28 protein-coding genes are annotated in these 22,143 nt (G+C 66.5%); 13 read left to right on the top strand and 15 right to left on the bottom strand.

The genetic code is table 11. The features are described from left to right. Positions 1 to 535: 535 nt before the first annotated feature. Together OM960_RS10225 and OM960_RS10220 are read left to right on the top strand one after the other, a co-directional pair. On the top strand, positions 536 to 940 hold the full coding sequence (locus tag OM960_RS10225; protein WP_263334278.1) for a cupin domain-containing protein: 405 nt from the start codon (positions 536 to 538) through the stop codon (positions 938 to 940). A 158-nt stretch (positions 941 to 1,098) separates the two neighbouring features. Beyond that, on the top strand, positions 1,099 to 1,431 hold the full coding sequence (locus OM960_RS10220; RefSeq protein WP_264771880.1) for a nuclear transport factor 2 family protein: 333 nt from the start codon (positions 1,099 to 1,101) through the stop codon (positions 1,429 to 1,431). 30 nt (positions 1,432 to 1,461) lie between these two features. Here OM960_RS10220 and OM960_RS10215 read toward each other — a convergent pair whose 3' ends face one another. From OM960_RS10215 to parE, 5 genes are all read right to left on the bottom strand, one after another. Then, on the bottom strand, positions 1,462 to 1,854 hold the full coding sequence (locus tag OM960_RS10215; RefSeq protein WP_264771879.1) for a GFA family protein: 393 nt from the start codon (positions 1,852 to 1,854) through the stop codon (positions 1,462 to 1,464). A 12-nt stretch (positions 1,855 to 1,866) separates the two neighbouring features. Then, positions 1,867 to 2,253, bottom strand: a complete 387-nt coding sequence (locus OM960_RS10210) for a DUF302 domain-containing protein (RefSeq protein ID WP_264771878.1) — start codon at positions 2,251 to 2,253, stop codon at positions 1,867 to 1,869. Positions 2,254 to 2,386: 133 nt separating this feature from the next. Beyond that, the gene (locus OM960_RS10205; RefSeq protein ID WP_264771877.1) at positions 2,387 to 2,890 is read right to left on the bottom strand and encodes a hypothetical protein; all 504 of its coding nucleotides are present in this window, start codon (positions 2,888 to 2,890) and stop codon (positions 2,387 to 2,389) included. Between the two features lie 352 nt (positions 2,891 to 3,242). Beyond that, positions 3,243 to 3,845 carry a hypothetical protein gene (locus tag OM960_RS10200; RefSeq protein ID WP_264771876.1) on the bottom strand — a complete coding sequence of 201 codons (603 nt, stop codon included), beginning with the start codon at positions 3,843 to 3,845 and terminating at the stop codon, positions 3,243 to 3,245. Between the two features lie 134 nt (positions 3,846 to 3,979). Beyond that, a complete protein-coding gene (gene parE / locus OM960_RS10195) occupies positions 3,980 to 5,935 on the bottom strand; it encodes a DNA topoisomerase IV subunit B (RefSeq protein WP_264771875.1) in 1,956 nt (651 codons plus the stop codon). A 140-nt stretch (positions 5,936 to 6,075) separates the two neighbouring features. Between parE and OM960_RS10190 the strand changes: the two genes are divergently transcribed. The 4 genes from OM960_RS10190 (at position 6,076) to nadE (ending at position 9,190) form a co-directional block, all read left to right on the top strand. Beyond that, positions 6,076 to 6,669, top strand: a complete 594-nt coding sequence (locus OM960_RS10190) for an SAM-dependent methyltransferase (protein WP_264771874.1) — start codon at positions 6,076 to 6,078, stop codon at positions 6,667 to 6,669. A 138-nt stretch (positions 6,670 to 6,807) separates the two neighbouring features. Continuing rightward, positions 6,808 to 7,386, top strand: a complete 579-nt coding sequence (locus OM960_RS10185) for a TetR/AcrR family transcriptional regulator (protein WP_264771873.1) — start codon at positions 6,808 to 6,810, stop codon at positions 7,384 to 7,386. A 147-nt stretch (positions 7,387 to 7,533) separates the two neighbouring features. Then, positions 7,534 to 7,926, top strand: a complete 393-nt coding sequence (locus OM960_RS10180) for an ester cyclase (protein ID WP_354003552.1) — start codon at positions 7,534 to 7,536, stop codon at positions 7,924 to 7,926. 484 nt (positions 7,927 to 8,410) lie between these two features. Then, positions 8,411 to 9,190, top strand: a complete 780-nt coding sequence (gene nadE / locus OM960_RS10175; RefSeq protein WP_263334298.1) for an NAD(+) synthase — start codon at positions 8,411 to 8,413, stop codon at positions 9,188 to 9,190. Between the two features lie 92 nt (positions 9,191 to 9,282). On the opposite strand, the gene OM960_RS10170 is transcribed toward nadE, so the two are convergent. Beyond that, on the bottom strand, positions 9,283 to 10,173 hold the full coding sequence (locus OM960_RS10170; RefSeq protein ID WP_264771871.1) for an ankyrin repeat domain-containing protein: 891 nt from the start codon (positions 10,171 to 10,173) through the stop codon (positions 9,283 to 9,285). A gap of 162 nt (positions 10,174 to 10,335) precedes the next feature. Then, positions 10,336 to 10,995 (bottom strand): glutathione S-transferase family protein, encoded by a 660-nt coding sequence (locus tag OM960_RS10165; protein WP_264771870.1) that lies wholly within the window; start codon positions 10,993 to 10,995, stop codon positions 10,336 to 10,338. 172 nt (positions 10,996 to 11,167) lie between these two features. Here OM960_RS10165 and ppk2 point away from each other — a divergent pair, with 172 nt between their 5' ends. The 3 genes from ppk2 (at position 11,168) to OM960_RS10150 (ending at position 14,333) form a co-directional block, all read left to right on the top strand. Continuing rightward, positions 11,168 to 12,250, top strand: coding sequence for a polyphosphate kinase 2 (gene ppk2 / locus OM960_RS10160; protein ID WP_263334303.1), 1,083 nt, complete (start codon positions 11,168 to 11,170; stop codon positions 12,248 to 12,250). A 141-nt stretch (positions 12,251 to 12,391) separates the two neighbouring features. Continuing rightward, positions 12,392 to 12,919, top strand: coding sequence for a GNAT family N-acetyltransferase (locus OM960_RS10155; RefSeq protein WP_263334305.1), 528 nt, complete (start codon positions 12,392 to 12,394; stop codon positions 12,917 to 12,919). Positions 12,920 to 12,965: 46 nt separating this feature from the next. Further along, positions 12,966 to 14,333, top strand: coding sequence for an MATE family efflux transporter (locus tag OM960_RS10150; RefSeq protein ID WP_264771869.1), 1,368 nt, complete (start codon positions 12,966 to 12,968; stop codon positions 14,331 to 14,333). A gap of 17 nt (positions 14,334 to 14,350) precedes the next feature. On the opposite strand, the gene OM960_RS10145 is transcribed toward OM960_RS10150, so the two are convergent. After that, complete coding sequence (locus OM960_RS10145; RefSeq protein WP_264771868.1) at positions 14,351 to 14,779, bottom strand: hypothetical protein; 429 nt, start codon at positions 14,777 to 14,779, stop codon at positions 14,351 to 14,353. Between the two features lie 9 nt (positions 14,780 to 14,788). Beyond that, a complete protein-coding gene (locus tag OM960_RS10140; RefSeq protein WP_264771867.1) occupies positions 14,789 to 15,991 on the bottom strand; it encodes a pyridoxal phosphate-dependent aminotransferase in 1,203 nt (400 codons plus the stop codon). Between the two features lie 83 nt (positions 15,992 to 16,074). Between OM960_RS10140 and OM960_RS10135 the strand changes: the two genes are divergently transcribed. The 3 genes from OM960_RS10135 (at position 16,075) to OM960_RS10125 (ending at position 17,343) form a co-directional block, all read left to right on the top strand. After that, positions 16,075 to 16,497 carry a helix-turn-helix domain-containing protein gene (locus OM960_RS10135; RefSeq protein WP_263334311.1) on the top strand — a complete coding sequence of 141 codons (423 nt, stop codon included), beginning with the start codon at positions 16,075 to 16,077 and terminating at the stop codon, positions 16,495 to 16,497. Positions 16,498 to 16,526: 29 nt separating this feature from the next. Further along, positions 16,527 to 16,766: a succinate dehydrogenase assembly factor 2 gene (locus OM960_RS10130; RefSeq protein WP_290428626.1), complete on the top strand. Its 240-nt coding sequence runs from the start codon at positions 16,527 to 16,529 to the stop codon at positions 16,764 to 16,766. 79 nt (positions 16,767 to 16,845) lie between these two features. Beyond that, positions 16,846 to 17,343, top strand: a complete 498-nt coding sequence (locus OM960_RS10125; protein WP_263334315.1) for a MarR family winged helix-turn-helix transcriptional regulator — start codon at positions 16,846 to 16,848, stop codon at positions 17,341 to 17,343. Between the two features lie 332 nt (positions 17,344 to 17,675). On the opposite strand, the gene OM960_RS10120 is transcribed toward OM960_RS10125, so the two are convergent. From OM960_RS10120 to OM960_RS10105, 4 genes are read right to left on the bottom strand one after another with little or no spacing between them, the layout of a single operon-like run. Beyond that, positions 17,676 to 18,404, bottom strand: coding sequence for a DUF1194 domain-containing protein (locus OM960_RS10120; protein WP_264771866.1), 729 nt, complete (start codon positions 18,402 to 18,404; stop codon positions 17,676 to 17,678). Between the two features lie 3 nt (positions 18,405 to 18,407). After that, positions 18,408 to 19,121, bottom strand: coding sequence for a DUF1194 domain-containing protein (locus OM960_RS10115; RefSeq protein ID WP_264771865.1), 714 nt, complete (start codon positions 19,119 to 19,121; stop codon positions 18,408 to 18,410). Between the two features lie 36 nt (positions 19,122 to 19,157). Next, positions 19,158 to 19,844, bottom strand: coding sequence for a DUF1194 domain-containing protein (locus tag OM960_RS10110; protein ID WP_317852822.1), 687 nt, complete (start codon positions 19,842 to 19,844; stop codon positions 19,158 to 19,160). Further along, positions 19,841 to 20,269, bottom strand: a complete 429-nt coding sequence (locus OM960_RS10105; RefSeq protein ID WP_264771864.1) for a VOC family protein — start codon at positions 20,267 to 20,269, stop codon at positions 19,841 to 19,843. Before OM960_RS10105 ends, OM960_RS10110 begins: the two co-directional genes overlap by 4 nt. Positions 20,270 to 20,438: 169 nt before the next feature. Between OM960_RS10105 and thyX the strand changes: the two genes are divergently transcribed. Then, a complete protein-coding gene (gene thyX, locus OM960_RS10100; RefSeq protein ID WP_263334322.1) occupies positions 20,439 to 21,344 on the top strand; it encodes an FAD-dependent thymidylate synthase in 906 nt (301 codons plus the stop codon). Positions 21,345 to 21,449: 105 nt separating this feature from the next. On the opposite strand, the gene OM960_RS10095 is transcribed toward thyX, so the two are convergent. After that, complete coding sequence (locus OM960_RS10095) at positions 21,450 to 21,641, bottom strand: hypothetical protein (RefSeq protein ID WP_263334324.1); 192 nt, start codon at positions 21,639 to 21,641, stop codon at positions 21,450 to 21,452. Continuing rightward, positions 21,638 to 21,919 (bottom strand): hypothetical protein, encoded by a 282-nt coding sequence (locus tag OM960_RS10090; RefSeq protein ID WP_263334326.1) that lies wholly within the window; start codon positions 21,917 to 21,919, stop codon positions 21,638 to 21,640. Before OM960_RS10090 ends, OM960_RS10095 begins: the two co-directional genes overlap by 4 nt. Positions 21,920 to 22,143 lie beyond the last annotated feature (224 nt).

Raw genomic sequence — 22,143 nt, 5'->3', positions numbered from 1 at the left:
GCGACCACACAGTGCTCTGGGCTACCGTCCGCCGGCTCCTGAAACCATCGTCCCGATAGACCAAAGGCCGATCATGCACTAACACTCAAAACGGACCACTCAGGTGGGGCGGGGCATGAGCACCTCGCACTCGCGGGCCTTGGCGGGTCGATGGCTTAGAAGAATGGTAGCGGGTCCGGTACCCGCTCCGTCTTCCTGAGATCATAGATTGCAGTCGGCGTCAAAGTGGGGCACACGGGTGGGACAAACTACAACTTGTTCGCCAAGCGGTTGCAGCCTTCTCAATGGTTTACCAGTCTGGAAGGCGATCCAGGGTCGCCCACCATCTCCCCAAGAAGATCAGTGGTTTGGCGCTCAAGGCACGAAAACGCGGCCCGGTGTCGAAGCATGTTTCCTGCCATCCTCGGAGAATCCGCGCGTTTGTGATAAGGTCTGCCCGGCTGCGTTAATAGGGTCGGCAACGGACGCGCGGCTTTGCACGTGGACTGTCGGCGCTACGTATCCTCAGCGCGAACTCTTTCAGGGAGGACAGTCGATGAAACTGATGCTGCTTGCAGGCGCGACGATCATGATCGGAACCGTGGCCCTCGCCCAGGAAACCGGCGAGGCCTATACCCCGGGCGAGCGGGTGGAACTCACCAACACCCCGCTGCCGGGTGCCGAGGGGCAGGCGATCGCGATCCAGCGCGTGACCTTTGCCGGGGGCTGGACAGGCGAGCGCCATACGCATGGCGGGCCGGTCTTCGTCTATGTGCTGGATGGCCAGATCACCGTCGAGGTGGATGGCCAGGATCCGGCGACGCTCTCGGCCGGTGACTTTACGGCCGAACCTATGGACACCGCGATGGTTGCCCGCAACGAAAGCGCGTCCGATCCGGTGACGATCCTGCTCATCCAGGTGAGCCAGGAGGGCGTGCCGTTGATGACCAAGGTCGAATGAGCTGACCGCAGCGCCGGCGCGGGACCTCGGCTGCCACGCGTCTGCTTTCCGTATGGCAGGCGTCGGGCAACCGTACCGACACCGCGGATCCGCGCCGGCCTTGCCCCGAGGCCCGCCGAGGGGCATCCTGTGGCATCGGCTCAGGACAGGAGGACGCGATGGCACTCTACCAGACGCTCGACAAGGCGATGGAGGCCCGCGACGCGGAGACCTACATCAACCATCTCCACGACGACTTCACCTTCGTCCGCCACCAGAGCGGCGAGACGATGGACAAGGCCGCGATGGCCGAGATGGTCCGGCGGATGATGGCAAGCGACAAGATGGCGATCCGCGATCAGCGGCTGATCTACGAGAACGACGACATCCTCGTCGAGCATTCGGTGATGGATTTCCCCGACGGCACCAGCGAGGCGGTGATGGGCGTCCACACGCTCAAGGATGGCAAGATCCTCAGGACCGAGACCGGGGCGACGCTCTTGAAGAAATAGCGGGGCGGCGGACCGGACCGCGGGGTGCCCTCACGGCTCGGAGCGGCCCGCGCTCTCGCGGTCGCGGTCGTAGTGGCGCGCGAGCGGGAAGGGCGGCAGCCAGGCCTCGCGGCGGATGGTCCAGAGCTCGTAGCTCGGCCGGAACTGGTCCGGCGCGTCGAGCGTGCCGAGGTTGACCTCGACCTCGTCGCCGCTTCGCCCGAAGACCGAGGAGCCGCACAGGGGGCAGAAGTGCCGGCCCTTGTAGTCGCGCGTCTCGCCCTCGATGGTCACCGCGTCTGCGGGGAAGATCGCGGAGGCGTGAAAGAGCGCGCCGTGATGCTTGCGGCAGTCGAGACAGTGACAGAGGCCGACCCGGTGGGGGGCGCCTGTCGCGCTGAGGCGCACCGCGCCGCAAAGGCATCCGCCGGTGACCGGGTCCATGCGGGACCTCCCTCAGATCGCCGCGACGACGGATTTCAGCATGTCGCGGACCTCGCCGGCGACGGCCGTCAGCTTGTCGTTGTCGATGGCCTGCATCGAGGCGACGGGGTCGATGGCGCTGACCTCGACGCCGCCCTCGACGGCGCGCAGGATGACGTTGCAGGGCAGCATCGCGCCGACCCGCGGCTCCATCCCGACCGCCTCCCAGGCCATGCCCGGATTGCAGGCGCCGAGGATGCGGTAGGGGGCCATGTCGCGGTCGAGTTTCTTCTTCATCGTGGCGGCGACGTCGATCTCGGTCAGGACACCGAAGCCCTTGCCGGCGAGGGCGGAGCGTGTGCGTTCGTCAGCCTCGTCGATGCTGACGCCGGGGATCAGACGGTCGATGGTGTAGGACATGGGGGCCTCCTTTCCGGTTCCTCCCGAGGTAGGGACGCCAAGGGCGGGCGTCGAGGGGGTGAGGCGAAAGGGCACGGGCGGGGGGGCACCCATGGGCCGGGTCCCTGCGCCGGCGCACAGCTTGCGCGTGCGGCTATTTTGACCCGTGCATGTAGAAGTTCACGACATGCTCGTTGAGGCTCACGACAGCCGCGAAAACCGAGCACCGTCCGGTCAGCAAGCGCGTCAGAAATTTCGGTGGATAGCAAAACGAGATTTTATAGTCATAGGTCCCGATATTTGTCGTCAAGAGCATGTTGCTCTCACTTCGGAAGATCCAACCGCTGTCTACGAAATAGTTGTAAATCTGGTCGCGGGAGCATTGAACGCCGATCAGTGCGTTGGCCGCGCCATTCTTCGACAGGATCGAGAAGTCTCGGGATTCTGACTGCGCGCCGAACTGGTTGAGCGGTTCGGTCTCGAGAAGGCGGGCGCATTCCGAATACCGGTCGTCAGTCTGCGCGGCGACCTGTTCGGCGGAACCGATCAGAAGTGACAGGCCGACGAAGAGAACCGCCCGCAGGCGGAGGCTCCGGCTGAATCCGGGGCGCGGTTCGGGCGAGACGCTCTTCGATGCACCCGCGACACAAGCCGACATCCGCGCCTCCCCAAAAACTCGATTGAAAACAGTGGCCTCAGCTATAGCGCCGGAGGACCGGAAGGGAAAGGTCCGGTGGACCTTTCCCCGGTCCGATTGGCCGGAGCCGCGAGGCGGAGGCCAAGGGAGGATCGGCTTGGGCTGCCGGTTGGAAATCGGGGCGCGGCTGCCTGGGCGGGCGCGGTAACGCGCCTGCCGGGGGCAGGCAGGCGCGGCCCGATTTGTCGCGGGACAAATCGGGCAAGAGGGGAGGCGGAGCGATAACTTGGAGCCGTTGTGTGTACTTAGCCCGGAGGAATGGTGGTTAAACCCGCGCGACTGCGCGGAGCCACCCAACGATTTCTCTCGTTCGCTACCAACTAACCTCGGTCGCTAGAAAGTTTCGTACTATAGACCTGATTCCAATTTGACCGTTACGCAAAACAACTTTGTATTGATAAGTGTTAGGCTGAATTACAAAGAAACCATTTGCGTCCAGCAATTGTCGACGTTCGTCCTGTGGATCAAAGAGTGTAATGAATAAGCGGGAGCCCAGCTCGGGAAATACGTCATTCTGAACTTCAAGGAATGCCGTCCGTTCGTCTTGCCCCATAGTGGCTAACGGCTTAAATACTACTCTTGCTGGCTTATCAAGGGCGAGTTCTCCCGTTTCGAGAAAGATGTGCCCCCGTGCATAAGCAGTAAGAACTTGCCCAATCAGTTCGTGATCGACGTTCCATATTAATGAGCCGTCAGGAGCGATGTTCTTGGCTTCAAATATTCTTCTGCGCAGTGACTTGTCGCTTCTAAGAACGCGTTCTCCGATCGGAAGAATCTGGTCCTCTGGTCGATGGCTCCCGCTCAGTACGGCTGAGAGTATGGCATAGAAATATGTTTCTGCTTCAGACTGATCGCGATTGCAATCTATGCATACTCGGACCATTGGAAAGTGACCCGGCAGAGGTTCATCAAGCAATGATCGGCTTGGAACGTGATCCAGTGTAGTTCGCTTGGTCGCGCGACGGTCACCGCAATAGCAGCAGTAGGCGAATAGCCTCTCGTCTGCGAAATCAGCAAACCGAGCCTCGTAGTCACTTCCACTACACACTCTTAAACATCCAACTCCTCCACGAACCGCGCGTTCTCGCTGATGAACTGGAACCGCAGTTCCGGCTTCTTGCCCATCAGCCGCTCGACGAGGTCGCCGGTCTCGCCCGGCACCTCGTCGTGGATCGAGACCCGGATCAGTTTTCGGGTCGCGGGGTTCATGGTGGTGTCCTTGAGGTCCTTGGCGTCCATCTCTCCCAGACCCTTGAAGCGCTGGACGTCGATCTTACCCTTGCCGCCGAGGCCCTTGGCGAGCATCCGTTCCTTCTCGGCATCGTCGGCGACGTAGATGCGCCGCGCCCCCTGCGTCAGCCGGTAGAGCGGCGGGCAGGCGAGGTAGAGGTGGCCCTTGTCGATCATCGGCCGCATCTGGGTGAAGAAGAAGGTCATCAGCAGCGAGGCGATATGGGCGCCGTCGACATCGGCGTCAGTCATGATGATGACCTTGTCGTAGCGCAGGTCGTCGACGTTGAACTTCGTCCCGAGACCGCAGCCGAGGGCCTGCGTCAGGTCGGAGATCTCCTGGTTGGTGCCGAGCTTCGACGACGCCGCCCCGAGGACGTTGAGGATCTTGCCGCGCAGGGGCAGGAGCGCTTGGGTCTTGCGGTCGCGCGCCATCTTGGCGGAGCCGCCGGCCGAGTCGCCCTCGACGATGAAGAGCTCGGTGCCCTCGCGGTTGGTGGCGGAGCAGTCGACGAGCTTGCCCGGGAGGCGCAACTTCTTGGTGGCGGACTTGCGCGCGGTCTCCTTCTCCTGCCGGCGGCGGAGGCGCTCCTCGGCGCGCAGGACGAGGAAGTCGAGGATCGCGCCGGCCGACTTGGTGTCGGCGGCGAGCCAGTTGTCGAAATGGTCGCGGACGGCGCCCTCGGTCATCTTGGCGGCGGCCTCGGTCGAGAGCCGGTCCTTGGTCTGGCCGACGAAGGCGGGGTCGCGGATGAAGCAGCTGACCAGCGCGCAGCCCCCCGTGAGGAGGTCGTCGCGGGTGATCTGCGCGGCCTTCTTGTTGTTGACGAGCTCGCCATAGGCGCGGATGCCCTTCAGGATCGCGGCCCAGAAGCCGGCCTCGTGGGTGCCGCCCTCGGGTGTCGGCACGGTGTTGCAATAGGACTGGATGAAACCGTCGCGGGACGGCGTCCAGTTGATCGCCCATTCGACCGAGCCGGGCTCGCCGTACTTCTCCTGAAAGCCGACCTTGCCGGCGAAGGGGCGGTCGGCATAGGTCGTGGAGCCGTTCATCTGCTCGTGGAGATAGTCGGCGAGGCCGCCGGGGAAGTGGAAGGTCGCCTCGGCCGGCGTCTCGCCGTCGTCGATGGCGGTCTTCCAGCGGATCTCGACGCCGGAGAAGAGATAGGCCTTGGAGCGCACCATCTTGAAGAGACGGGCGGGCTTGAAGCGGTGGTGACCGAAGATTTCCTCATCGGCGTGGAAGGTGACGGTGGTGCCGCGGCGGTTGGGGGCGGCGCCGATCTTTTGCACCGGGCCGAGGGGCACGCCGCGCGAGAAGCGCTGTTCGAAGAGCTCCTTGTTGCGGGCGACCTCGACCACCATCGAGTCGGAGAGCGCGTTCACGACCGAGGCGCCGACGCCGTGGAGGCCGCCGGAGGTCTGGTAGGCCTTGCCGGAGAACTTGCCGCCGGCGTGGAGCGTGCAGAGGATGACCTCCAGGGCCGACTTGCCGGGGAATTTCGGATGCGGGTCGATCGGGATGCCGCGGCCGTTGTCGCGGATGGTGATGGCGTGGTCGGCGTGAAGCTCGACCTCGATCCGGTTGGCGTGGCCGGCCACCGCCTCGTCCATCGAGTTGTCGAGCACCTCGGCGACGAGGTGATGGAGCGCACGTTCGTCGGTGCCGCCGATATACATGCCGGGGCGCTTGCGCACCGGTTCGAGCCCTTCGAGGACTTCGATGGAATCGGCGTTGTAGTCGTCCGCCCGTGCGGCGAGGAGGTCGTCGGCCATGAGGACTGCTCTGTCGGTCTTGATTGGGGGGCGATTAGACCATGTGGGGGCGGGCGGGGCAAGCGGGGTCGGGCTTGCGAAACGGGCGTGGTGGCGCGAAATATGGGGGGTGGCGGCGGGAGAGCCACCAAGGAGGGGCCATGTGGAACGAACGATATCAGGGGGATGACTACCTTTTCGGCACCGCGCCGGCGGATTTCCTGCGCCGTGCCGCGCCCTGGCTGAAAGCGGGGGAGCGGGTGCTCTCGATCGCCGATGGAGAGGGGCGGAACTCGGTCTGGCTGGCGCAACAGGGGATGCGCGTCACGGCGTTCGAGCCGGCGCCGAACGCGCTCGCCAAGGCGGAGCGACTCGCGGCGGCGCGGGGCGTCACGGTGGACTTCCATCGCGCAGGGATCGAGGACTGGGACTGGTCGGAGGCCTATGACGTCGTCGCCGGCATCTTCATCCAGTTCGTCGGGCCGGATGAACGGGCGGCGCTTTTCGAGCGGATCCGTGGCGCGGTGCGGCCGGGTGGGCTCCTGCTCCTGCACGGCTACGCGCCGCGCCAGGTTGGCTACGGCACCGGCGGGCCGCCGGATCCCGCGAACATGTATACGCTCGACCTTCTGCGGGACGCTTTTGCGGGCTGGGAGGTGCTCAGGGCGGAGGATTTCGACGCCGAGGTCGACGAGGGCAAGGGCCATTCGGGACGCTCGGCGCTGATCGACTTCATCGCGCGAAGGCCGGGTTGAGGGGGGGCGGAGCATCTGCCGTGCAGGACGAAGCGACCGTAAGCCCCCGGTGTCACGACGGGCTGGAGGGTAGTGCTTCGCCTTGCCTGCCGTAGCCTGGTCATTGAGGTTTTTTAGTGGACGTTTTAAAATAACAAGATGGGCAGACCCAGGAAATACTCGCGCGCTGCGGTCGTCGAAACCGCCATGGGTATGTTCTGGCGAGACGGCTACAAGGCGACCTCGGTTGGGGACATCGTCCGCGAAACCGGTCTGAACACCGCCAGCATGTACAAGGAGTTCGTAGACAAGGACGGGCTGTTTCTCGAAACGCTCAAGCACTATCGCGGCCACGTCATCAAGCCGCGGTACGAAATGCTCCGCGACAATCCCAATATCGCCGGTGTCGAGGCGTTCATCGGAAGTGTCATGACCGGCGCGGCGAGGTCCGAGTACAAGGGCTGCCTGATGATGAACCATCTGTCGCAGAAACATGTGATCGGCCCGGACGCCGTGCAGGAGATCGGTGCGTTCTGCTCCGAGCTCGAATCGCTGATCGAAACGGCCTTGATCAACGCCCAGAGGGACGGAGACATCGGCCCGGACAAGGACCCGGCGGTGCTTGCGAGCTTTGTCGTTTTCTGTGTCCACGGCGCCGTGCTCTACGGCCGACATTACGAGAAAAAGCGCATGATACCAAATCTTTACGACGTGGTCATGGGGGCCTTGCGCGGGTAGGGTAAGGTCTGCGAGGCGGCAAGGTGGATGTTTTAAAATTTTTGTTTTATAATTTGGTTGCTGGGCAGGCCTTCATGCGAGGTAACGAACCGAAACGAGCACTCAACAGCACTGGGGGGCACCAAGATGACGATATCGGAAACCGCGATGGCATTCTTTGACGCCTGTGAGACCGGCAAGGGCTGGGAGGTGTGCAAGAAATACTGTCACGAGGGGGCCGCTTTTTCGTGCCAGGCAGATGCGCTGGCCGACGTTGCGACGCTTGAAGGCTATACCGGCTGGACGGCGGGCCTATTGACCCCGATCCCGGACGGCCACTACGAGCTCAAGTCCTTCTCGACCGATCATGATCGCAACATCGTGACGGCGACCTCGGTCTTCAAGGGAACGCAAACCGGAGAGGGCGGGCCGATGCCCCCGACCGGCAGGGCGGTGGCGGCCGAATACGCCTATGTCATGGAATTCGAAGGCGACAAGATCGCGCGAATGACCAAGATCTGGAACGACGTCCATTCCCTGAAGCAGCTTGGATGGGCATGACGCCAGCGCGGCACCGGGGAACGCCGTCCTTGCGGGCGGCGTTCTCGCTCGTGTCGACCATGGCTAAGACCAACGAAGATTAGTCTCCGGCAACCGCACGTCCGATGCGGCATCAGGCAGTGAACGGGCCGACAGCCGCCGCCGGACCGCGCGCCCCTGCCGGCGCGATTGAAAGCCGTGCCGGGTCGGCGAGCCGCTGTTCCCACGTCACCCAGCCGGCGGGCCGCGCATGTCAGGTGGCGAGCAGGCCGCCGCGTGCCAAGCATTTGCACTCAAGACCTCCTCCGCGGAGCGTTTGCGGGCAGGAAGGTGCTGCCGCGGAATATCTCGACGCCGAGGTCGCGAAGGGCAGGGGCCATTCGGGGGGGCTTGGCGTTGGTCGATGTCGTTGTTCAGGCCCGTTTGAGCGGCGGAAGGGGATGGCCTTGCTGCGCCGGCCTGATAGGGTCGGGCGGCAACGGCGGACACGAGCGGGAACGGGCACATGAAGACGGACGCGGTCATCGACCACATCACCGGCTGGCTTGCGGACTACTGCGCGAAGGCGGGGACCAGGGGCTTCGTCGTCGGGGTCTCGGGCGGCATCGATTCCGCCGTCTCCTCGGCGCTCGCGGCGCGGACCGGGTTGCCGACGCTGGTGGTCGAGATGCCGATTCACCAGGGTCGCGAGCAGGTCAGCCGGGCGCGCGAGCATATCGCGGCGCTGAAGACGCGCCATGCGGGCGTCGCCGGACAGGAGGTCGAACTGACGCCGGTCTTCGACGGTCTCGTCGCCGCGCTGCCGGGCGAGCCCGAGGGGGCGGCGCGCGACATGGCGCTGGTGAACACGCGGGCGCGGCTGAGGATGACCACGCTCTACTACCTCGCGGGGCTCCACGGCGCGCTCGTCGTCGGCACCGGCAACAAGGTCGAGGATTTCGGCATCGGCTTCTTCACCAAGTACGGCGATGGCGGCGTCGACCTGAGCCCGATCGCCGATCTCACCAAGTCGGAGGTCTACGAGATCGGCCGCGCGCTCGGCGTGGGCGAGGCGATCCTCAAGGCGCCGCCGACGGACGGGCTCTGGGGCGACAGCCGCACCGACGAGGACCAGATCGGCGCGAGCTATCCCGAGCTCGAATGGGCGATGGCGTTCGAGGGCGACGCGGGCGCGCTGACAGGACGGCAGGCCGAGGTGCTGGCGATCTACCGGCGACTGAATGCCGCCAACCGGCACAAGATGGTGCCGATCCCGGTCTGCGAGGTTCCGGAGGCGCTGCGGTAGGCGGAAACCGGGCGCCGGCAGGCGTTGCCGGGAGCCGAACTGTTTCGGCGTGTAACTTTGCGCCGTGGCCGTCCGTCGCGATTCACCCGTCGCTAGGGCGCGAGATGAACGAGGTGCGCGATTATGGCGACTCGCGCGGCGCGATCCGGCTGGCGCCCGCCGGTCATCGTAGTCCCGGGTACGACATTGTGCGGATCGGCCAGAAAGACGTTGAGCTCTTCGGGGGTCCAGCTTCCCGTCTGCGCTTGCATCTCCTTGGAATACGGGAAGCCATCGGCAGACGCCTTGGCACGGTCGACGACGCCGACGAGGTTGGGGCCAGGATGTTGCCCCGAGCCAGCTTCACCCGGCGTCATGCCGTGGCAGCCGCCACACTCGATCGCCAGCACGCGCCCTTCCTCGGGGTCGGCCGCTTCGAGTTCCCCCGGCTTCAGGGCCTCGACAGGTGCCGGACCGGCGCCCATGTCTCGCAGGAACGCGACCATCTCGGCTTGGTCCTTCGACCCGGCAAACTGAATTGCGGGCCAGCCCAAGCGAGCCGTCCCCGCATTCACGTCGGCGCCATTTTCGAGCAACAGGCGGGCGGCCTCGATAGCTCCGCGCTCGGCGGCCTGATGGAGCGGCATCATTCCGTATTCGCCGCCGGGCAGGTTCGGATCGGCCCCGGCTGCCAGCAGGGCGGCGACGATCCCGGTGTGGTTGTTGCGGGCGGCAATCCCGAGCGCGGTGCCGAAATCCGTCGCGGAGTCTGGTTCGGCTCCCACGGACAAGAGGTAGCTCACAGCCTCGTCCTGTCCGCGCTGGGCCGCAAAGTAGAGCGGTTTGACCAGCATGTCGGGATCGGGCTTGGAGCCTTCGGGCAAGGCCGCCTTCAGGGCCGGCATGTCGCCGGAACTGGCGAGCGGTACCAGATCCTGCGCGACCGCCAAGCTTGGCAAGAGAACGGCCAGGCAGAGCAGGCGAAGCTGCGTGAAGAGGTGCAATCGCATGGTTGCATCCTCCCTTCAGGGATATTGACCTGAAAAGTGTACCACGGCGGGCACGTTGCACCAAAACCGGGGCGTGCCGGCGCCTGCGCGTGCCGGCGCCTGCGCGTGCCTGCCTGAGCCCGATGCCGGCTCGAGGCTCCTGCCGGGGGTCTGGCCTCAGGCCGGCTCCGCCAGCCGCCGCTCCCACATCTCCTTGAAGGCGGGGCGGGCATGGCAGGTGGCCAGCCAGGCGGCGATGGCAGGGTAGGCGGGGATGAGGCCCGGCTCGGACTGGGCGTAGCGCAGGATCTCGGCCATGTTGATGTCGGCCACCGTGAAGCGGCCGCCGACCATGTGGCCGTGTTCCCGCAGGTGTGAATTGAGCACGCCGAGCGGGCGGCGGAGCCGCGCCGTCTCGGCCGCGATCTCGGCCTCGCCCTCGGGCGTCTTCGCGCGGCCCTCGGCATGGGCGTACATGATGGCGAGCGCATGGGACTCGACCGAGGTCGCGCCGTAGAGCGCCCATTGCTCCATGAGCGCGTTTTCTCGCGCGTCCGAAGGCGCGAGCGGCCCGCCGGCCTTGCGGGCGAGGTAGAGGTTCATCGCGAGCGATTCCGACAGCACGAAGTCCCCGTCCTTGAGGACCGGCACCGCGCCCGCCGGGCTGACCGAGAGAAAGCCGGGCGAGAGCGTGTTGAAGGGCGCGTCTTCCGCCTCGGGATCGGGCAGGCGGTAGCCCTGGATCACCGGGACATGCTCGAACTCCATGCCGAGCTCCGCCAGGAGCCAGAAGTTGCGCGAGGCGCGGCTGCGATAGACGCCGTAGATGGTCAGCATGGTTCCCTCCGCGATCGATGTCCCTCTATCGCTAACGCGAAGCGGGCACGGGCGGTAGCCCCTTTGGCTTCGGGATCTTTGCGGCAAAGAGGGCTTGATTTGATGCGAATCAAGGCCGGAGGGCGGGTTTTCGGGCAAGATTCATCTGCCGAACGTGGAGGAGGGTGGAGCTATGGCAGATCGGTCTTCGGACGCAACCGAAGTGGTGGTGGAGGTCGTGGATGAGGTGATATCCGCGGCCGAGGACATCGCGTCGCCGGTCGCGGAGGCCACGACGACCGAAGCCGAGCCCGAGGCGGTGGAGAAAGCCGACGGTGCCGGAAGCGCCATCCGCGCCCGTGGGCCGAAGACTTTCCCGGTCGTTGATGCCGACGCGATCCGCCATGCCTTCGAGAGCGGCCGCTATCCCTATTCGCGCAAGATGGCGCGCAAGACCTACGAGGCCGAGAAGGCGCGGTTGCAGGCCGAACTGCTGAAGGTCCAGAAATGGGCGCAGGAGACCGGGCAGAAGTTCGTGATCCTGTTCGAGGGCCGCGACGCGGCCGGCAAGGGCGGCACGATCAAGCGGTTCATGGAGCATCTCAATCCCCGCTTCGCTCGGGTCGTGGCGCTGAACAAGCCGTCGGAGAACGAGAAGGGCCAGTGGTTCTTCCAGCGTTATGTCGAGCATCTGCCGACCGCAGGCGAAATGGTCTTCTACGACCGCTCCTGGTACAACCGCGCCGGCGTCGAGCGGGTGATGGGGTTCTGCTCGCCGACCGAATATCTCGAATTCATGCGCCAGGCGCCGGAGCTGGAGCGGATGCTCGTGCGCTCGGGGATCCGGCTCTACAAATACTGGTTCTCGGTCACAAGGACCGAACAGCGCCACCGCTTCACGAGCCGCGAGACCGATCCCCTGAAGCGCTGGAAGCTGTCGCCGATCGACATGGCCTCCTTGGGCAAGTGGGACGACTATACCGAGGCGAAGGAGGCGATGTTCTTCTACACCGATACCGCCGACGCGCCCTGGACGATTGTCAAGTCGAACGACAAGAAGCGGGCGCGGCTCAATTGCATGCGCCATTTCCTCGCCTCGCTGGACTATCCCGGCAAGGATCCCGAAGTCGTGACCGCGCCGGACCCGCTTATCGTCGGCCGGGCGAGCCATGTCGTGCGCGGTTCCGAGCATATCCTCGGCGCCGCGCTGCATCCCGATCTGCGGCGGTCCGCGAACGGGGCGGGCCGGAAGGACGATACGCCGACGGACGCCTGAGGCGGCGATCCGGCCGCGCCATGCCGGAGCCGCATGGCCGGTCTGACCGCTTTTGCGGGGACTGGGTATTCCATTTCCGCGCCACATGCCCCACCTTGTTTCTGCGATGCAGCATTGCGCGCGCAGAAACGGATGTGACCGATGCCCGGACCAGTGTCATCCGGCCTTGTCCTGACCGCGCACCCGCCGGGGGATCCGAGCTGGCGCGAGCGGCTTGCCGTCCATCTGCTGCGGCTCGACCAGGAATCGCGGCTCCAGAGGTTCCTCACCTGGTCGTCGGACGCGGCCGTGGCGCGCTATGCCGCGACCACCGGACCCACGGTCGTCGTCGACGCCGCCCGCGGCCACCAGCTTTGCGGCATCGCCGAGGTCCATATCCGCGCGGGCCATCGCCCTGTGGCCGAGATCGCGCTCTCGGTCGAGGAGGAGAACCGCCGCGCCGGGATCGGGGCGGCGCTGTTCGACAAAGCGCTCCGGGAAAGCCGGCTGCGCGGGGTCTGGGAGATCTGGATCATCTATCTCAAGACCAACGAGGCGATCCGCAGGATCTCCGAACGCGCCGGATTCCGGCGGATTCCGGACCGCGATCCGAGCGCCGTGCAGGCGCTGGTCGGCCGCCCGCCGGTCCCGGACGAACTGCGCCTGCCGGGCGCGCCCGCGCGGGACTGACCGGGCAAGACTGGACCTCGACGGGCCGCGGGCGTAAGGCTCGCGGATGACAGGGCGGAGGACATACGGCGCGCATGGGCGGGCGCTTCTTGCGCTGGGGCTGCCGCTTGTCGGTTCGAACCTCGCGCAGATGGCGCTTCACGTCACCGACACGGTGATGCTGGGCTGGTACGGCGTGACCGAGCTTGCCGCCGTCGTGCTCGGTGCCTCGACCTTCTTCATCCTGTTCATCCTCGGCGCGGGGTTCGCGCAGGCGGTGATGCCGATGGTGGCGGCGGCGCTCGGTCGCGGCGACGAGACCCAGGTTCGGCGCGACACGCGCATGGGTCTATGGCTGTCGGCGCTCTTCGGCATCGCGGTCCTGCCGGTGATGTGGTGGTCGGGGCCTATCCTTCTGGCGCTGGGCCAGGACGACACGGTGGCGGCGCTGGCGCAGGATTACCTCCGGATCGCCGGCCTCGGCATGATCCCGGCGCTGCTCGTCGCCGCGTTGCGGAGCTTCCTGTCGGCGCTTGAGCGCGCCGGGATCGTGCTCTGGGCGACGGTCGCGGGCGTCGTGCTCAACGCGGTGCTCAACTGGATGCTGATCTTCGGCAACTGGGGCGCGCCGGAGCTTGGTATCCGCGGCGCGGCCATCGCCTCGGTCGGAACCCAGGCGCTCACGCTGGTGGTGATGGGCGTCTATGCGGCGGCCCATCCGGCCGCACGCCGGTTCCACCTGTTCCAGCGGTTCTGGCGGCCCGACTGGCCGGCCTTCGTTCAGGTCTACCGGCTTGGCTGGCCGATCGGTCTGACCGGGCTCTTCGAGGGCGGGCTCTTCGTCGCGGCCTCGCTGATGATGGGCTGGATCGGCACGATGGAGCTTGCCGCGCACGGCATCGCGCAGGAGATCGCGGCGGTCACCTTCATGGTCCATCTCGGCCTCTCGAACGCGGCGACGGTGCGCGCGGGACGGGCGCTCGGCCGGGACGACGGGCCGGGGCTGAGGGACGGCGCCCTGGCCGCGATCGCGATGTCGCTGGTCTTCGCGGCGCTGGTGGTCGTGCTGTTCCTGGCGCTGCCGGGGCCGCTGATCCGGGCTTTCCTTGACCCGTCCGAGCCCCAGGCCGGGGCGATCGTCGCCTACGCCACGGCGCTTCTGGTGGTTGCCGCGCTGTTCCAGCTGGCGGATGCCGCGCAGGTCATGGCGCTCGGCCTTCTGCGCGGGGTGCAGGACACTCGGGTGCCGATGCTGATCGCCTCGGTCAGCTACTGGCTGATCGGCATTCCGGCGAGCTATGTGCTCGCCTTCCCGCTCGGGCTCGGCGGGGTCGGGCTCTGGCTCGGGCTTGTCGTCGGGCTCGCGGTCGCGGCGGCGCTCCTGATGGCGCGGTTCTGGCGCCGGTGGGGCGGCCGCTCGGAGGGGGCCGCCTGAAGGCGGAGCCGGCGCCTTTAGCCGTTGTTTCGCGCAGGCCGCGCTTCGGCCTGCGCCAGCCGTTCCGACTTCTTGCGCACGAGGACCGAGCGCAGGTCGTGCATTGCGAGCAAAAGCGCGTCCGTAACCGCGTCGAGCTGCTCGGCGCTCGCCTTCGATTGCGCCCATTGCGCGGTGAGGTTGAGATGGTCGATCGAGCGGTGGATGTCGTCGATGTCGCGCCGGGCGAGCAACTCCTGGCGCGACCTCAGCCAGTCGCGGATCGCCGTCATGTCGGCGTCCGAGAGTTTGCGCTCGCTCTGCGGCTTGATCTCGCCGTTCTTGACGTTGACGACGGCGATCTGCTCCATCTCGATCCGCCGCTGGCGGTTTTCCTTGTCGACCCGGAACACCGCCGCGCCGTTTTCCCTGATGCGGAAGTAGAGGTCCGGCAGAACGCCCGGCATATCGGTTCCTCAGCGCAAGCCGGCGCAGAACGCCTGAATCCGGCGGCAGGCCTCTTCGAGCGCCGCGTCGGAGGTAGCGTAGCTGACCCGGAAGTTGGGCGAAAGACCGAAGGCCGCGCCGAATACGACGGCGACGCCGGTTTCCTCAAGCAGTGCCGTCGCGAAGGCCTCGTCGTCGGTGATCACGGCGCCTCCGGCCGAGGTCTTGCCGATGCAGCCCGAGATGTCGGGATAGACGTAGAAGGCGCCCTCGGGGCGCGGGCAGGTGACGCCCTTGGCCTGGTTCAGCATCGAGACGACGAGGTCGCGGCGACGCTGGAAGGTCATTACGTTCTCGGCCAGAAAGTCCTGCGGCCCGTTCAGCGCCTCGACGGCGGCAAATTGCGCGACCGAGCAGGGGTTGGAGGTCGACTGCGACTGGATCGTGCCCATCGCCTTGATCAGTTGCACCGGGCCCGCGGCATAGCCGATCCGCCAGCCGGTCATCGCATAGGCCTTGGAGACGCCGTTGCAGGTCAGCGTCCGGTCGTAAAGGCCGGGTTCCACCTGTGCGGGGCTCACGAATTCGAAATCGTCAAAGACGAGATGTTCGTACATGTCGTCCGACATCACCCAGACATGCGGGTGCTTCATCAGCACATCGGTCAGCCCCTTCAACTCGTCGCGGGTATAGCCCGCACCGGTCGGGTTCGAGGGTGAGTTGAAGATGAACCATTTGGTCTTCGGCGTGATCGCGGCGGCGAGCTTTTCCGGCGTCAGTTTGAAATTGCTGTCGATCCCGCATTCGACGGCGACGGGAGTGCCGCCTGCCAGAAGCACCATGTCGGGATAGCTGACCCAGTAGGGCGCGGGGATGATCACCTCATCGCCCGGATTGAGCGTCGCCATCAGCGCATTGTAAAGCGTCTGCTTGCCGCCGGTGCCGACGGTGATCTGGTTCGGCTTGTAGCTGAGGCCGTTTTCGCGTTCGAACTTGGCACAGATCGCCTGTTTCAGTTCCGGAATGCCGTCGACGGCGGTGTATTTGGTCTTGCCTGCATCGATTGCGCGCTTTCCGGCGGCCTTGATGTTCTCGGGCGTATCGAAATCCGGCTCGCCCGCGCCAAGGCCGATCACGTCGCGCCCGGCGGCCTTCAGTTCCTGCGCCTTGGTGGTCACTGCGATGGTCGGCGACGGTTTGACGCGGGCCAGGGTGTCGGAAATGAACGGCATGGGGGGACTCCGGTTTGAAATTACCGGCTGCATGTCTTAGATTGCGACCTCGTTCACCACAAGCGACTTTAAAAGGAGAGCTGATGAACACCGACACGCTAGAGAAATCTGCAGACGCCAACGAGAAATGGTTCAGCGACGACGCCGCCACCTTTGGCGACCGTCTGGCCGCTGCGCGCGAGGCCTCCGGTCTCAGCCAGGCCGATCTCGCCCAGCGGCTCGGCGTGAAGACCCGGGTCATCGAGCACTGGGAGGCCGATGCCAAGGAGCCGCGCGCCAATCGGTTGCAGATGCTCGCCGGGATGCTCGGCGTGTCGCTGATGTGGCTCCTGACCGGCGAAGGCGACGGCATCGAAGGGCCGGGCGAAACGGACACGGAGGCGGCTCAGGTCAAGGGCGTCCTGGCCGAGATCCGTGAACTCCGCGCCGCGATGAGCGCGATGACCGGGCGGCTCGGCCGGCTCGAGAAGAAGCTGCGCCAGGGCGCGGCCGGCAAGGCCGCGTGAGCGAGACCCCGGAAGCCCGCCTGAAGCGCATGGCGATGCGCTCCTGGCGGCGTGGCACCAAGGAGATGGATCTGGTCCTCGGCCCCTATGCCGATGCCCATCTCGCCACGATGCCCGCAGAACGGCTCGCGCTCTACGACGCGCTCCTGGCCGAGAACGACCAGGATATCTACCCGTGGGTAACCGGCGCCGCCCCGGCGCCGGAGCGTTTTGCGGGGCTGATCGCCGAAATCACCGCCTTCGCGCGCGGCCCGCGGGTGCGGAGCTGAGGCCACGCATCGGTCTTAACCGAAATTTTGTCCTTTCCGCCCAATCTGCCGCCGAGCGCAGACAACGGCGGAGATCAAGATGACGCTTCATGCGACGGTTGACGATCGGCCCCGTCAGGGGCCGATCGCGGATTATCTGGAGACCCTCGGTCTCATCGAACGGCTGCACCGGCTCCTGCTCGACGTGATCAAGGACGAGTTCGAGCGCCTCGGCATCCTCGAGGTCAATGCCGTGCAGGCGCTCTTGCTGTTCAACGTCGGCGAGAACGAGGTGACGGCGGGTGAGTTGAAGAGCCGCGGCTATTACCAGGGCTCGAATGTCAGCTACAACCTGAAGAAGCTGGTCGAGGCCGGCTACATGCATCACGAACGCTGCGAGATCGACCGCCGCTCGGTGCGGGTGCGCCTCACGGATAAGGGGCAGGTCGTGCGCGACGCGGTGGCTGGCCTCTTCGAGCGCCATGCGGAGCTTCTGGAGGCGCGCAGCGTGATGGGCTTCAAGAGCTCTGAGGAGGTGAATGCGCTGTTGCGGCGGGTGGAGCGGTTCTGGATCGACCAGATCCGCTACATCTACTGACAGGGGCTTGGCCGGCGCTAGTGTCTGGTTCATGGAAGCGGTTGCGGCACGCCGCCGGTCGCGGCGACCGGCCGGCGGGGTGTGGCGAGCGCTGGGTTCGGGCTTGCAGCGCGTCGCGCGCCTGACGACGCGCCGATTCCGGGTCGCCGCCCAGTTGCCGACTTCGACCAGAAAACCGCACCATGCGCCGTCAGCCGAAGCGCCGCCGGCCTCGACCAGAGCGTCGCGCCGCCTGCCGTCCACCGAGGCACCGCCGGCTTCGACCGGAGCGCCACGCCGTCCGCCGAAGCGCCGCCAACGCCGCACGGTGCCGCGCGGCGTCAGCCGAAGCGTCAGCGGCGTCGGGCGGAGCGTCGCGCGGCGTCGGCGGCGCCGATCCTGAGACCGGATAGCTCCTTCACCAGCTTGCGCTCCATCGCCGCCTGGAAGTCGTCGAAGCCGAGCGCGGTCTCGACGAAGGCATCCGGACCGCGGATCACTTCCGTGGCGAACCAGGCGGTCAGTTCGGCGATGCCGGGCTCGCCGCCCTCATCGGAATGGACCCCGATCACCAGAGCATTCACGGTCGCCGGCGGCATCCGCTCGGGCAGGCGCAGGTCGCGCGGCTGCGTCCCGGAATTGTTGAGCCCGTCGCCGGTCAGGTCGAGGACCGCCCGCCAGCAGTCCGGGCGCTGGGCGAGCAGGCGGTCGCCATAGGCCAGCGCCGCACCGACGCCGGTGGCGGGGGAACGCGGGACGCGGTTCGTCGCCGCGATCGTCGCCGCGACGCTCTCCAGCGTGGCGGCATCGCGGATCTCGGTCCAGGGCAGGATCAGCCGCTGGTCGGCGCTGCCCGACCAGTCGTAGACCGCAAGCGCGACCGGCGTCTCGGGGGCCTCGAGCAGAAGTGCCCGCACCGGCGCGGCGTGGAGCGCGGCGGCGAGGCCGCGGACCTGGAGCAGGAATTCCCGCGCGTCGACCGAGCCGGAGACGTCGAGGCCGATTGCCAGCGCCTGGCGGCATCCCGCCTCGGCTGCGGGCGGTAAGCTGCAGAGGACGGCGAGGGCGAGCGCGCGGATCACCGGTCAGCCTCCGACGTCCGGTCGCGGGTGGTCGAGCGTCATGGTGATTTCAGGCGCGCCAAGCTCGCGTTCGAGCTTGCGCCGCATCGCCCGCTCGAAGTCGCGAAAATCGTCCGCGATCTCGACGAAGGCACCGGGACCATGCAGCACCTCGTCGTGGTAGTAGGCCGCGATGTCGGGTTCGGCGCCAAGGATCGCGAGGCCGTTGACCGTGACGCCGTCGAACGGGAACTCGCGATAGGCGGTTCGGGGCGGGTAGCTGTGGTTGTTCCTGCCGTCGCCCGAGATGTCGAGCGTGTGGCGCGCGCAGTCCGGCGCGCGGCGCAGGAGGATCGAGCCGAAGCCGAGCGCCTGGCCGAGCGCCGTGGGATAAATCGTGTCGCCGTAGGGGGCGGTGACGATCCTGTCGGCGGCCCGCACGAGATCCGTGCGGGTCCGGGCCGGCGTCCAGTCGATGAGAACCTGCTCGGGGCGCCTCGCGCTCCATTCGTAGACGGCGATCGCCACCCAGTAGTCGCCGGAGGCGAAGAACAGGCGCTCGACCGAAGGCGAGAGCAGCGCCCGCGCCAGGCCTTCGCGCTGCAGCCGGTATTCGCCCGCGTCGATCGAGGCGGAAATGTCGAGACCGAGCGCGAGGCCGAGCCTGCAACCTGAGACCGCCGGGCCCGCCGATCCGGCCAGCGCGAGCGCCGCGACGATCATTGCGGGTGCCTTCATCGCGGTCCTCCTTTCACGACCATCCGCGCCGCGGTCTCATGGCGCGGCGGGCCCGGCCATGCCGATCACCGGGCCCTCGAGTTCGCGCAGCAGCTTGAGCCGCATCGCGCGTTCGAAATCCGCGAAGTTCTTCGCCTCGATGACGAAAGCGCCCGGCCCGCGGATCAGGTCGCGCCGGTAATAATTCGCCATCTCTCGGTCGCTGCTGCCGATCGCAAGCCCGTTCACCGTGATCCGCTCGAACGGGAAGGCGTCGTAGGCGCTGTCGGGTGGGAAGCCCTCGTTGTTGCGGCCGTCGCCGGAGACGTCGATCTTCCGGCTGTCGCACTCCGGACCCTCGCGGAACAGTCCGGAGGCGAAGCCGAGCGCGTAGCCGAGCGCGGTCGGCATGTCGTTGCGGCCGCGCTTGCTGGTGCCAATGGCGGTGGCGGCGGCGGCGAGGTCTTCGGGCGTTTCGATCAGCCGCCAGTCGAGCAGCATGTCCTGCTGGTAGCGCCCGCTCCATTCGAAGGCGGTGAGCGCCACGGGCCGGTCGGGAATGGCGAGAAAGGCCGCCTCGATCTCGGGCAGCCGCAACACCCGCGCGAGGCCCTGGCGCTGCAACCCGTCCTCGATCGTGTCGACCGACGCCGAGACGTCGAGCGCGAGCACGAGCGCAAGCCGGCAGCCGGCCTCGGCCGGCGCCGCCAGCGCGATCAGCGCGGAGGCAAGCCGGAGACTCACCAGTGTCCGGTATTGGCCATGCTCGCCCAGGGCTCCTGGGGCGGCAGGGCCTTGCCGGCCTGCAGAAGCTCGACCGAGACGTTGTCGGGCGAGCGCACGAAGGCCATGTGCCCGTCGCGCGGCGGCCGGTTGATCGTCACCCCGTTGGCCTGCAGATGGGCGCAGAGCGCGTAGATGTCGTCGGTCTCGTAGGCGAGATGGCCGAAATGGCGGCTGTCGGAGGGGAGAGCGTCGTCGCCGTCCCAGTTCCAGGTCAGCTCCAGCGGGCAGTCGGGCTGGCCTGGCGGTGCCATGAATACAAGCGTGAAACGCCCGCCCTCGTTGTCCCAGCGCCGGGTCTCTTCGAGCCCGAGCAGCCGGTAGAACGCCATCGAGGCGTCGAGGTCCTTCACCCGCACCATTGTATGGAGATATTTCAATGCCATGGACCCCTCCCGGACTGTTCTTCCAACAGCCTAGCAGCGCCCCCGTTTCGGGCCAAGCGCCGCGCGCGGGCCCGGGCAGGGCCTGTTTTTCATCGAACGCTTCTATCGTAGTGACGACCCGCCCGGACCATAGATATAGTGGTCGCGATTCGAATGCGGAGGAGACGCCATGACCCTGACCCCCGAACAGCAGGCCGAGATCGACGAGGCCCGCGCCGCCCAGCGTCCGACCCTGCGCGCGGTCGCGCCGGGCATGGAGCAGCATCTCTACATGGCCCATCACGTCCTCGACCACGGCCATGTCCGGGTCATCGACTACATGGGCGACGACAGCGCCATCACCCAGGCGGCGCGCGTGAGCTACGGCAGGGGCACCAAGCATGTCACGAACGACGAGGGGCTGATCCGCTACCTGATGCGGCACTGGCACTCGACGCCGTTCGAGATGTGCGAGGTCAAGTTCCACGTCAAGCTGCCGGTCTTCGTCGCCCGCCAGTGGATCCGCCACCGCACCGCCAACGTGAACGAGTATTCGGCGCGCTACTCGATCCTCGACCGCGAGTTCTACATCCCGGCCCCGGAGCATCTGGCGGCGCAGTCCACGGTGAACAACCAGGGCCGCGGCGAGCTGCTTGAGGGCGAGGAGGCGCAGCGCGTCCTTGACCTTTTGCGCGAGGACGCGATGCGCAGCTACGACCACTACGAGGCGATGCTGAGCCAGGACGGCCAGAAGGGCCTCGCGCGCGAGTTGGCGCGGATGAACCTGCCGGCGAATGTCTATACCCAGTGGTACTGGAAGACCGACCTGCACAACCTCTTCCACTTCCTGCGGCTCAGGGCGGACGCGCATGCGCAATACGAGATCCGCGCCTATGCCGAGGTCATGTGCGGCATCGTCAAGGACTGGGTGCCGATCGCCTACGGCGCGTTCCGCGACTACCGGATGGGGGGCGCGAACATTTCGGCCAAGGGGGTCGATGTGCTGAAGCGCCGGCTTCGCGGCGAGATCGTGACGCAGGTCGACTCGGGCATGTCCGCGGGGGAATGGCGCGAGTTCGAGGCGCTGTGGGGATAAGGCGCGGCTGCCCCCGGCCCGCCTTCGGCGCGGGCCGGGGGCTGGTCCGCAGACCGTCACGCATCGGTCCAGACGGGCCGATTGCGGCCGGGCAGCGCCCGCCGTTCACTCCGCCAGCGCGGGCACTCCGGCCGTTTCGGCCTCAAGCGGACCGTCGGGCCAGTGGACCGAGACGATGAAGGCCGCCGGTCCGGCGGTGGCGGCGAGCTTGGCCAGCGTCGGCGGCGTGTCGAAGATCAGATCCTCCACCGCGCGGCCGTCATGGGTGACGCGGACCCGGATGAGACGCACGCTCATTCTGCCGCCAGCATCAGGCGGATGCGCTCCCTCAGGGGTTTGCGGCGCATCGCGATCGACACGACATAGGCGCCGCCGCCGACCCGGGCGCTGATTTCGCCGATGGTCGGGGTCACGTCGAAGAACTCCTCGCGCATCGTGGTGCCGTCGGTGGTCACGGTCACGCAGCAACGCGAGATCGAGCCTAGCGCCCGGCGCCTCCCGGCGCGTGCGGTTTCGTTGAGCCTCCGGCCTGCCTCGCTCGACAGCCGGTCGATCAGTTGATTGCTAACAGTCATCTGCCCCCCTTTGCGCGGCGCCGTTGAGGCTGCTCCGCTGCGCTGCTCGGTCACTGCTCGTGGTTCTCAACTCCAGAACTCGGACTACCGTACCTAGTGTCTTTACTGCTAAATATTCTCGAAATGTTGCGCAATAGAGACAAATGTTTCCAGTTCGGAGACGTCGGACTTCCGCCGACGATGCTCGGATTTCCGCCGATCGGGCGCGGTTACGGAGGGGAAGG

It is taken from the genome of Defluviimonas salinarum (assembly GCF_026013545.1).
GTDB classification, from domain to species: Bacteria; Pseudomonadota; Alphaproteobacteria; order Rhodobacterales; family Rhodobacteraceae; genus Albidovulum; species Albidovulum salinarum.
Note: the sequence above shows the minus strand (reverse complement) of the source record. Positions and strands in the feature narration are given on the sequence as shown.

What these genes read in the sequence shown, in the direction of transcription:
- OM960_RS10190 (WP_264771874.1), top strand. Translation starts at nt 6,076, where the DNA reads ATGTGGAACGAACGATATCAGGGGGATGACTACCTTTTCGGCACCGCG.
- OM960_RS10180 (WP_354003552.1), top strand. Translation starts at nt 7,534, where the DNA reads ATGGCATTCTTTGACGCCTGTGAGACCGGCAAGGGCTGGGAGGTGTGC.
- OM960_RS10220 (WP_264771880.1), top strand. Translation starts at nt 1,099, where the DNA reads ATGGCACTCTACCAGACGCTCGACAAGGCGATGGAGGCCCGCGACGCG.
- OM960_RS10095 (WP_263334324.1), bottom strand. Translation starts at nt 21,641, where the DNA reads ATGAGCGTGCGTCTCATCCGGGTCCGCGTCACCCATGACGGCCGCGCG.
- OM960_RS10130 (WP_290428626.1), top strand. Translation starts at nt 16,527, where the DNA reads ATGGCGATGCGCTCCTGGCGGCGTGGCACCAAGGAGATGGATCTGGTC.
- OM960_RS10145 (WP_264771868.1), bottom strand. Translation starts at nt 14,779, where the DNA reads ATGCCGGGCGTTCTGCCGGACCTCTACTTCCGCATCAGGGAAAACGGC.
- OM960_RS10105 (WP_264771864.1), bottom strand. Translation starts at nt 20,269, where the DNA reads ATGGCATTGAAATATCTCCATACAATGGTGCGGGTGAAGGACCTCGAC.
- OM960_RS10125 (WP_263334315.1), top strand. Translation starts at nt 16,846, where the DNA reads ATGACGCTTCATGCGACGGTTGACGATCGGCCCCGTCAGGGGCCGATC.
- OM960_RS10185 (WP_264771873.1), top strand. Translation starts at nt 6,808, where the DNA reads ATGGGCAGACCCAGGAAATACTCGCGCGCTGCGGTCGTCGAAACCGCC.
- OM960_RS10150 (WP_264771869.1), top strand. Translation starts at nt 12,966, where the DNA reads ATGACAGGGCGGAGGACATACGGCGCGCATGGGCGGGCGCTTCTTGCG.
- ppk2 (WP_263334303.1), top strand. Translation starts at nt 11,168, where the DNA reads ATGGCAGATCGGTCTTCGGACGCAACCGAAGTGGTGGTGGAGGTCGTG.
- OM960_RS10135 (WP_263334311.1), top strand. Translation starts at nt 16,075, where the DNA reads ATGAACACCGACACGCTAGAGAAATCTGCAGACGCCAACGAGAAATGG.
- OM960_RS10090 (WP_263334326.1), bottom strand. Translation starts at nt 21,919, where the DNA reads ATGACTGTTAGCAATCAACTGATCGACCGGCTGTCGAGCGAGGCAGGC.
- OM960_RS10155 (WP_263334305.1), top strand. Translation starts at nt 12,392, where the DNA reads ATGCCCGGACCAGTGTCATCCGGCCTTGTCCTGACCGCGCACCCGCCG.
- OM960_RS10205 (WP_264771877.1), bottom strand. Translation starts at nt 2,890, where the DNA reads ATGTCGGCTTGTGTCGCGGGTGCATCGAAGAGCGTCTCGCCCGAACCG.
- OM960_RS10165 (WP_264771870.1), bottom strand. Translation starts at nt 10,995, where the DNA reads ATGCTGACCATCTACGGCGTCTATCGCAGCCGCGCCTCGCGCAACTTC.
- thyX (WP_263334322.1), top strand. Translation starts at nt 20,439, where the DNA reads ATGACCCTGACCCCCGAACAGCAGGCCGAGATCGACGAGGCCCGCGCC.
- nadE (WP_263334298.1), top strand. Translation starts at nt 8,411, where the DNA reads ATGAAGACGGACGCGGTCATCGACCACATCACCGGCTGGCTTGCGGAC.
- parE (WP_264771875.1), bottom strand. Translation starts at nt 5,935, where the DNA reads ATGGCCGACGACCTCCTCGCCGCACGGGCGGACGACTACAACGCCGAT.
- OM960_RS10140 (WP_264771867.1), bottom strand. Translation starts at nt 15,991, where the DNA reads ATGCCGTTCATTTCCGACACCCTGGCCCGCGTCAAACCGTCGCCGACC.
- OM960_RS10210 (WP_264771878.1), bottom strand. Translation starts at nt 2,253, where the DNA reads ATGTCCTACACCATCGACCGTCTGATCCCCGGCGTCAGCATCGACGAG.
- OM960_RS10115 (WP_264771865.1), bottom strand. Translation starts at nt 19,121, where the DNA reads ATGAAGGCACCCGCAATGATCGTCGCGGCGCTCGCGCTGGCCGGATCG.
- OM960_RS10215 (WP_264771879.1), bottom strand. Translation starts at nt 1,854, where the DNA reads ATGGACCCGGTCACCGGCGGATGCCTTTGCGGCGCGGTGCGCCTCAGC.
- OM960_RS10225 (WP_263334278.1), top strand. Translation starts at nt 536, where the DNA reads ATGAAACTGATGCTGCTTGCAGGCGCGACGATCATGATCGGAACCGTG.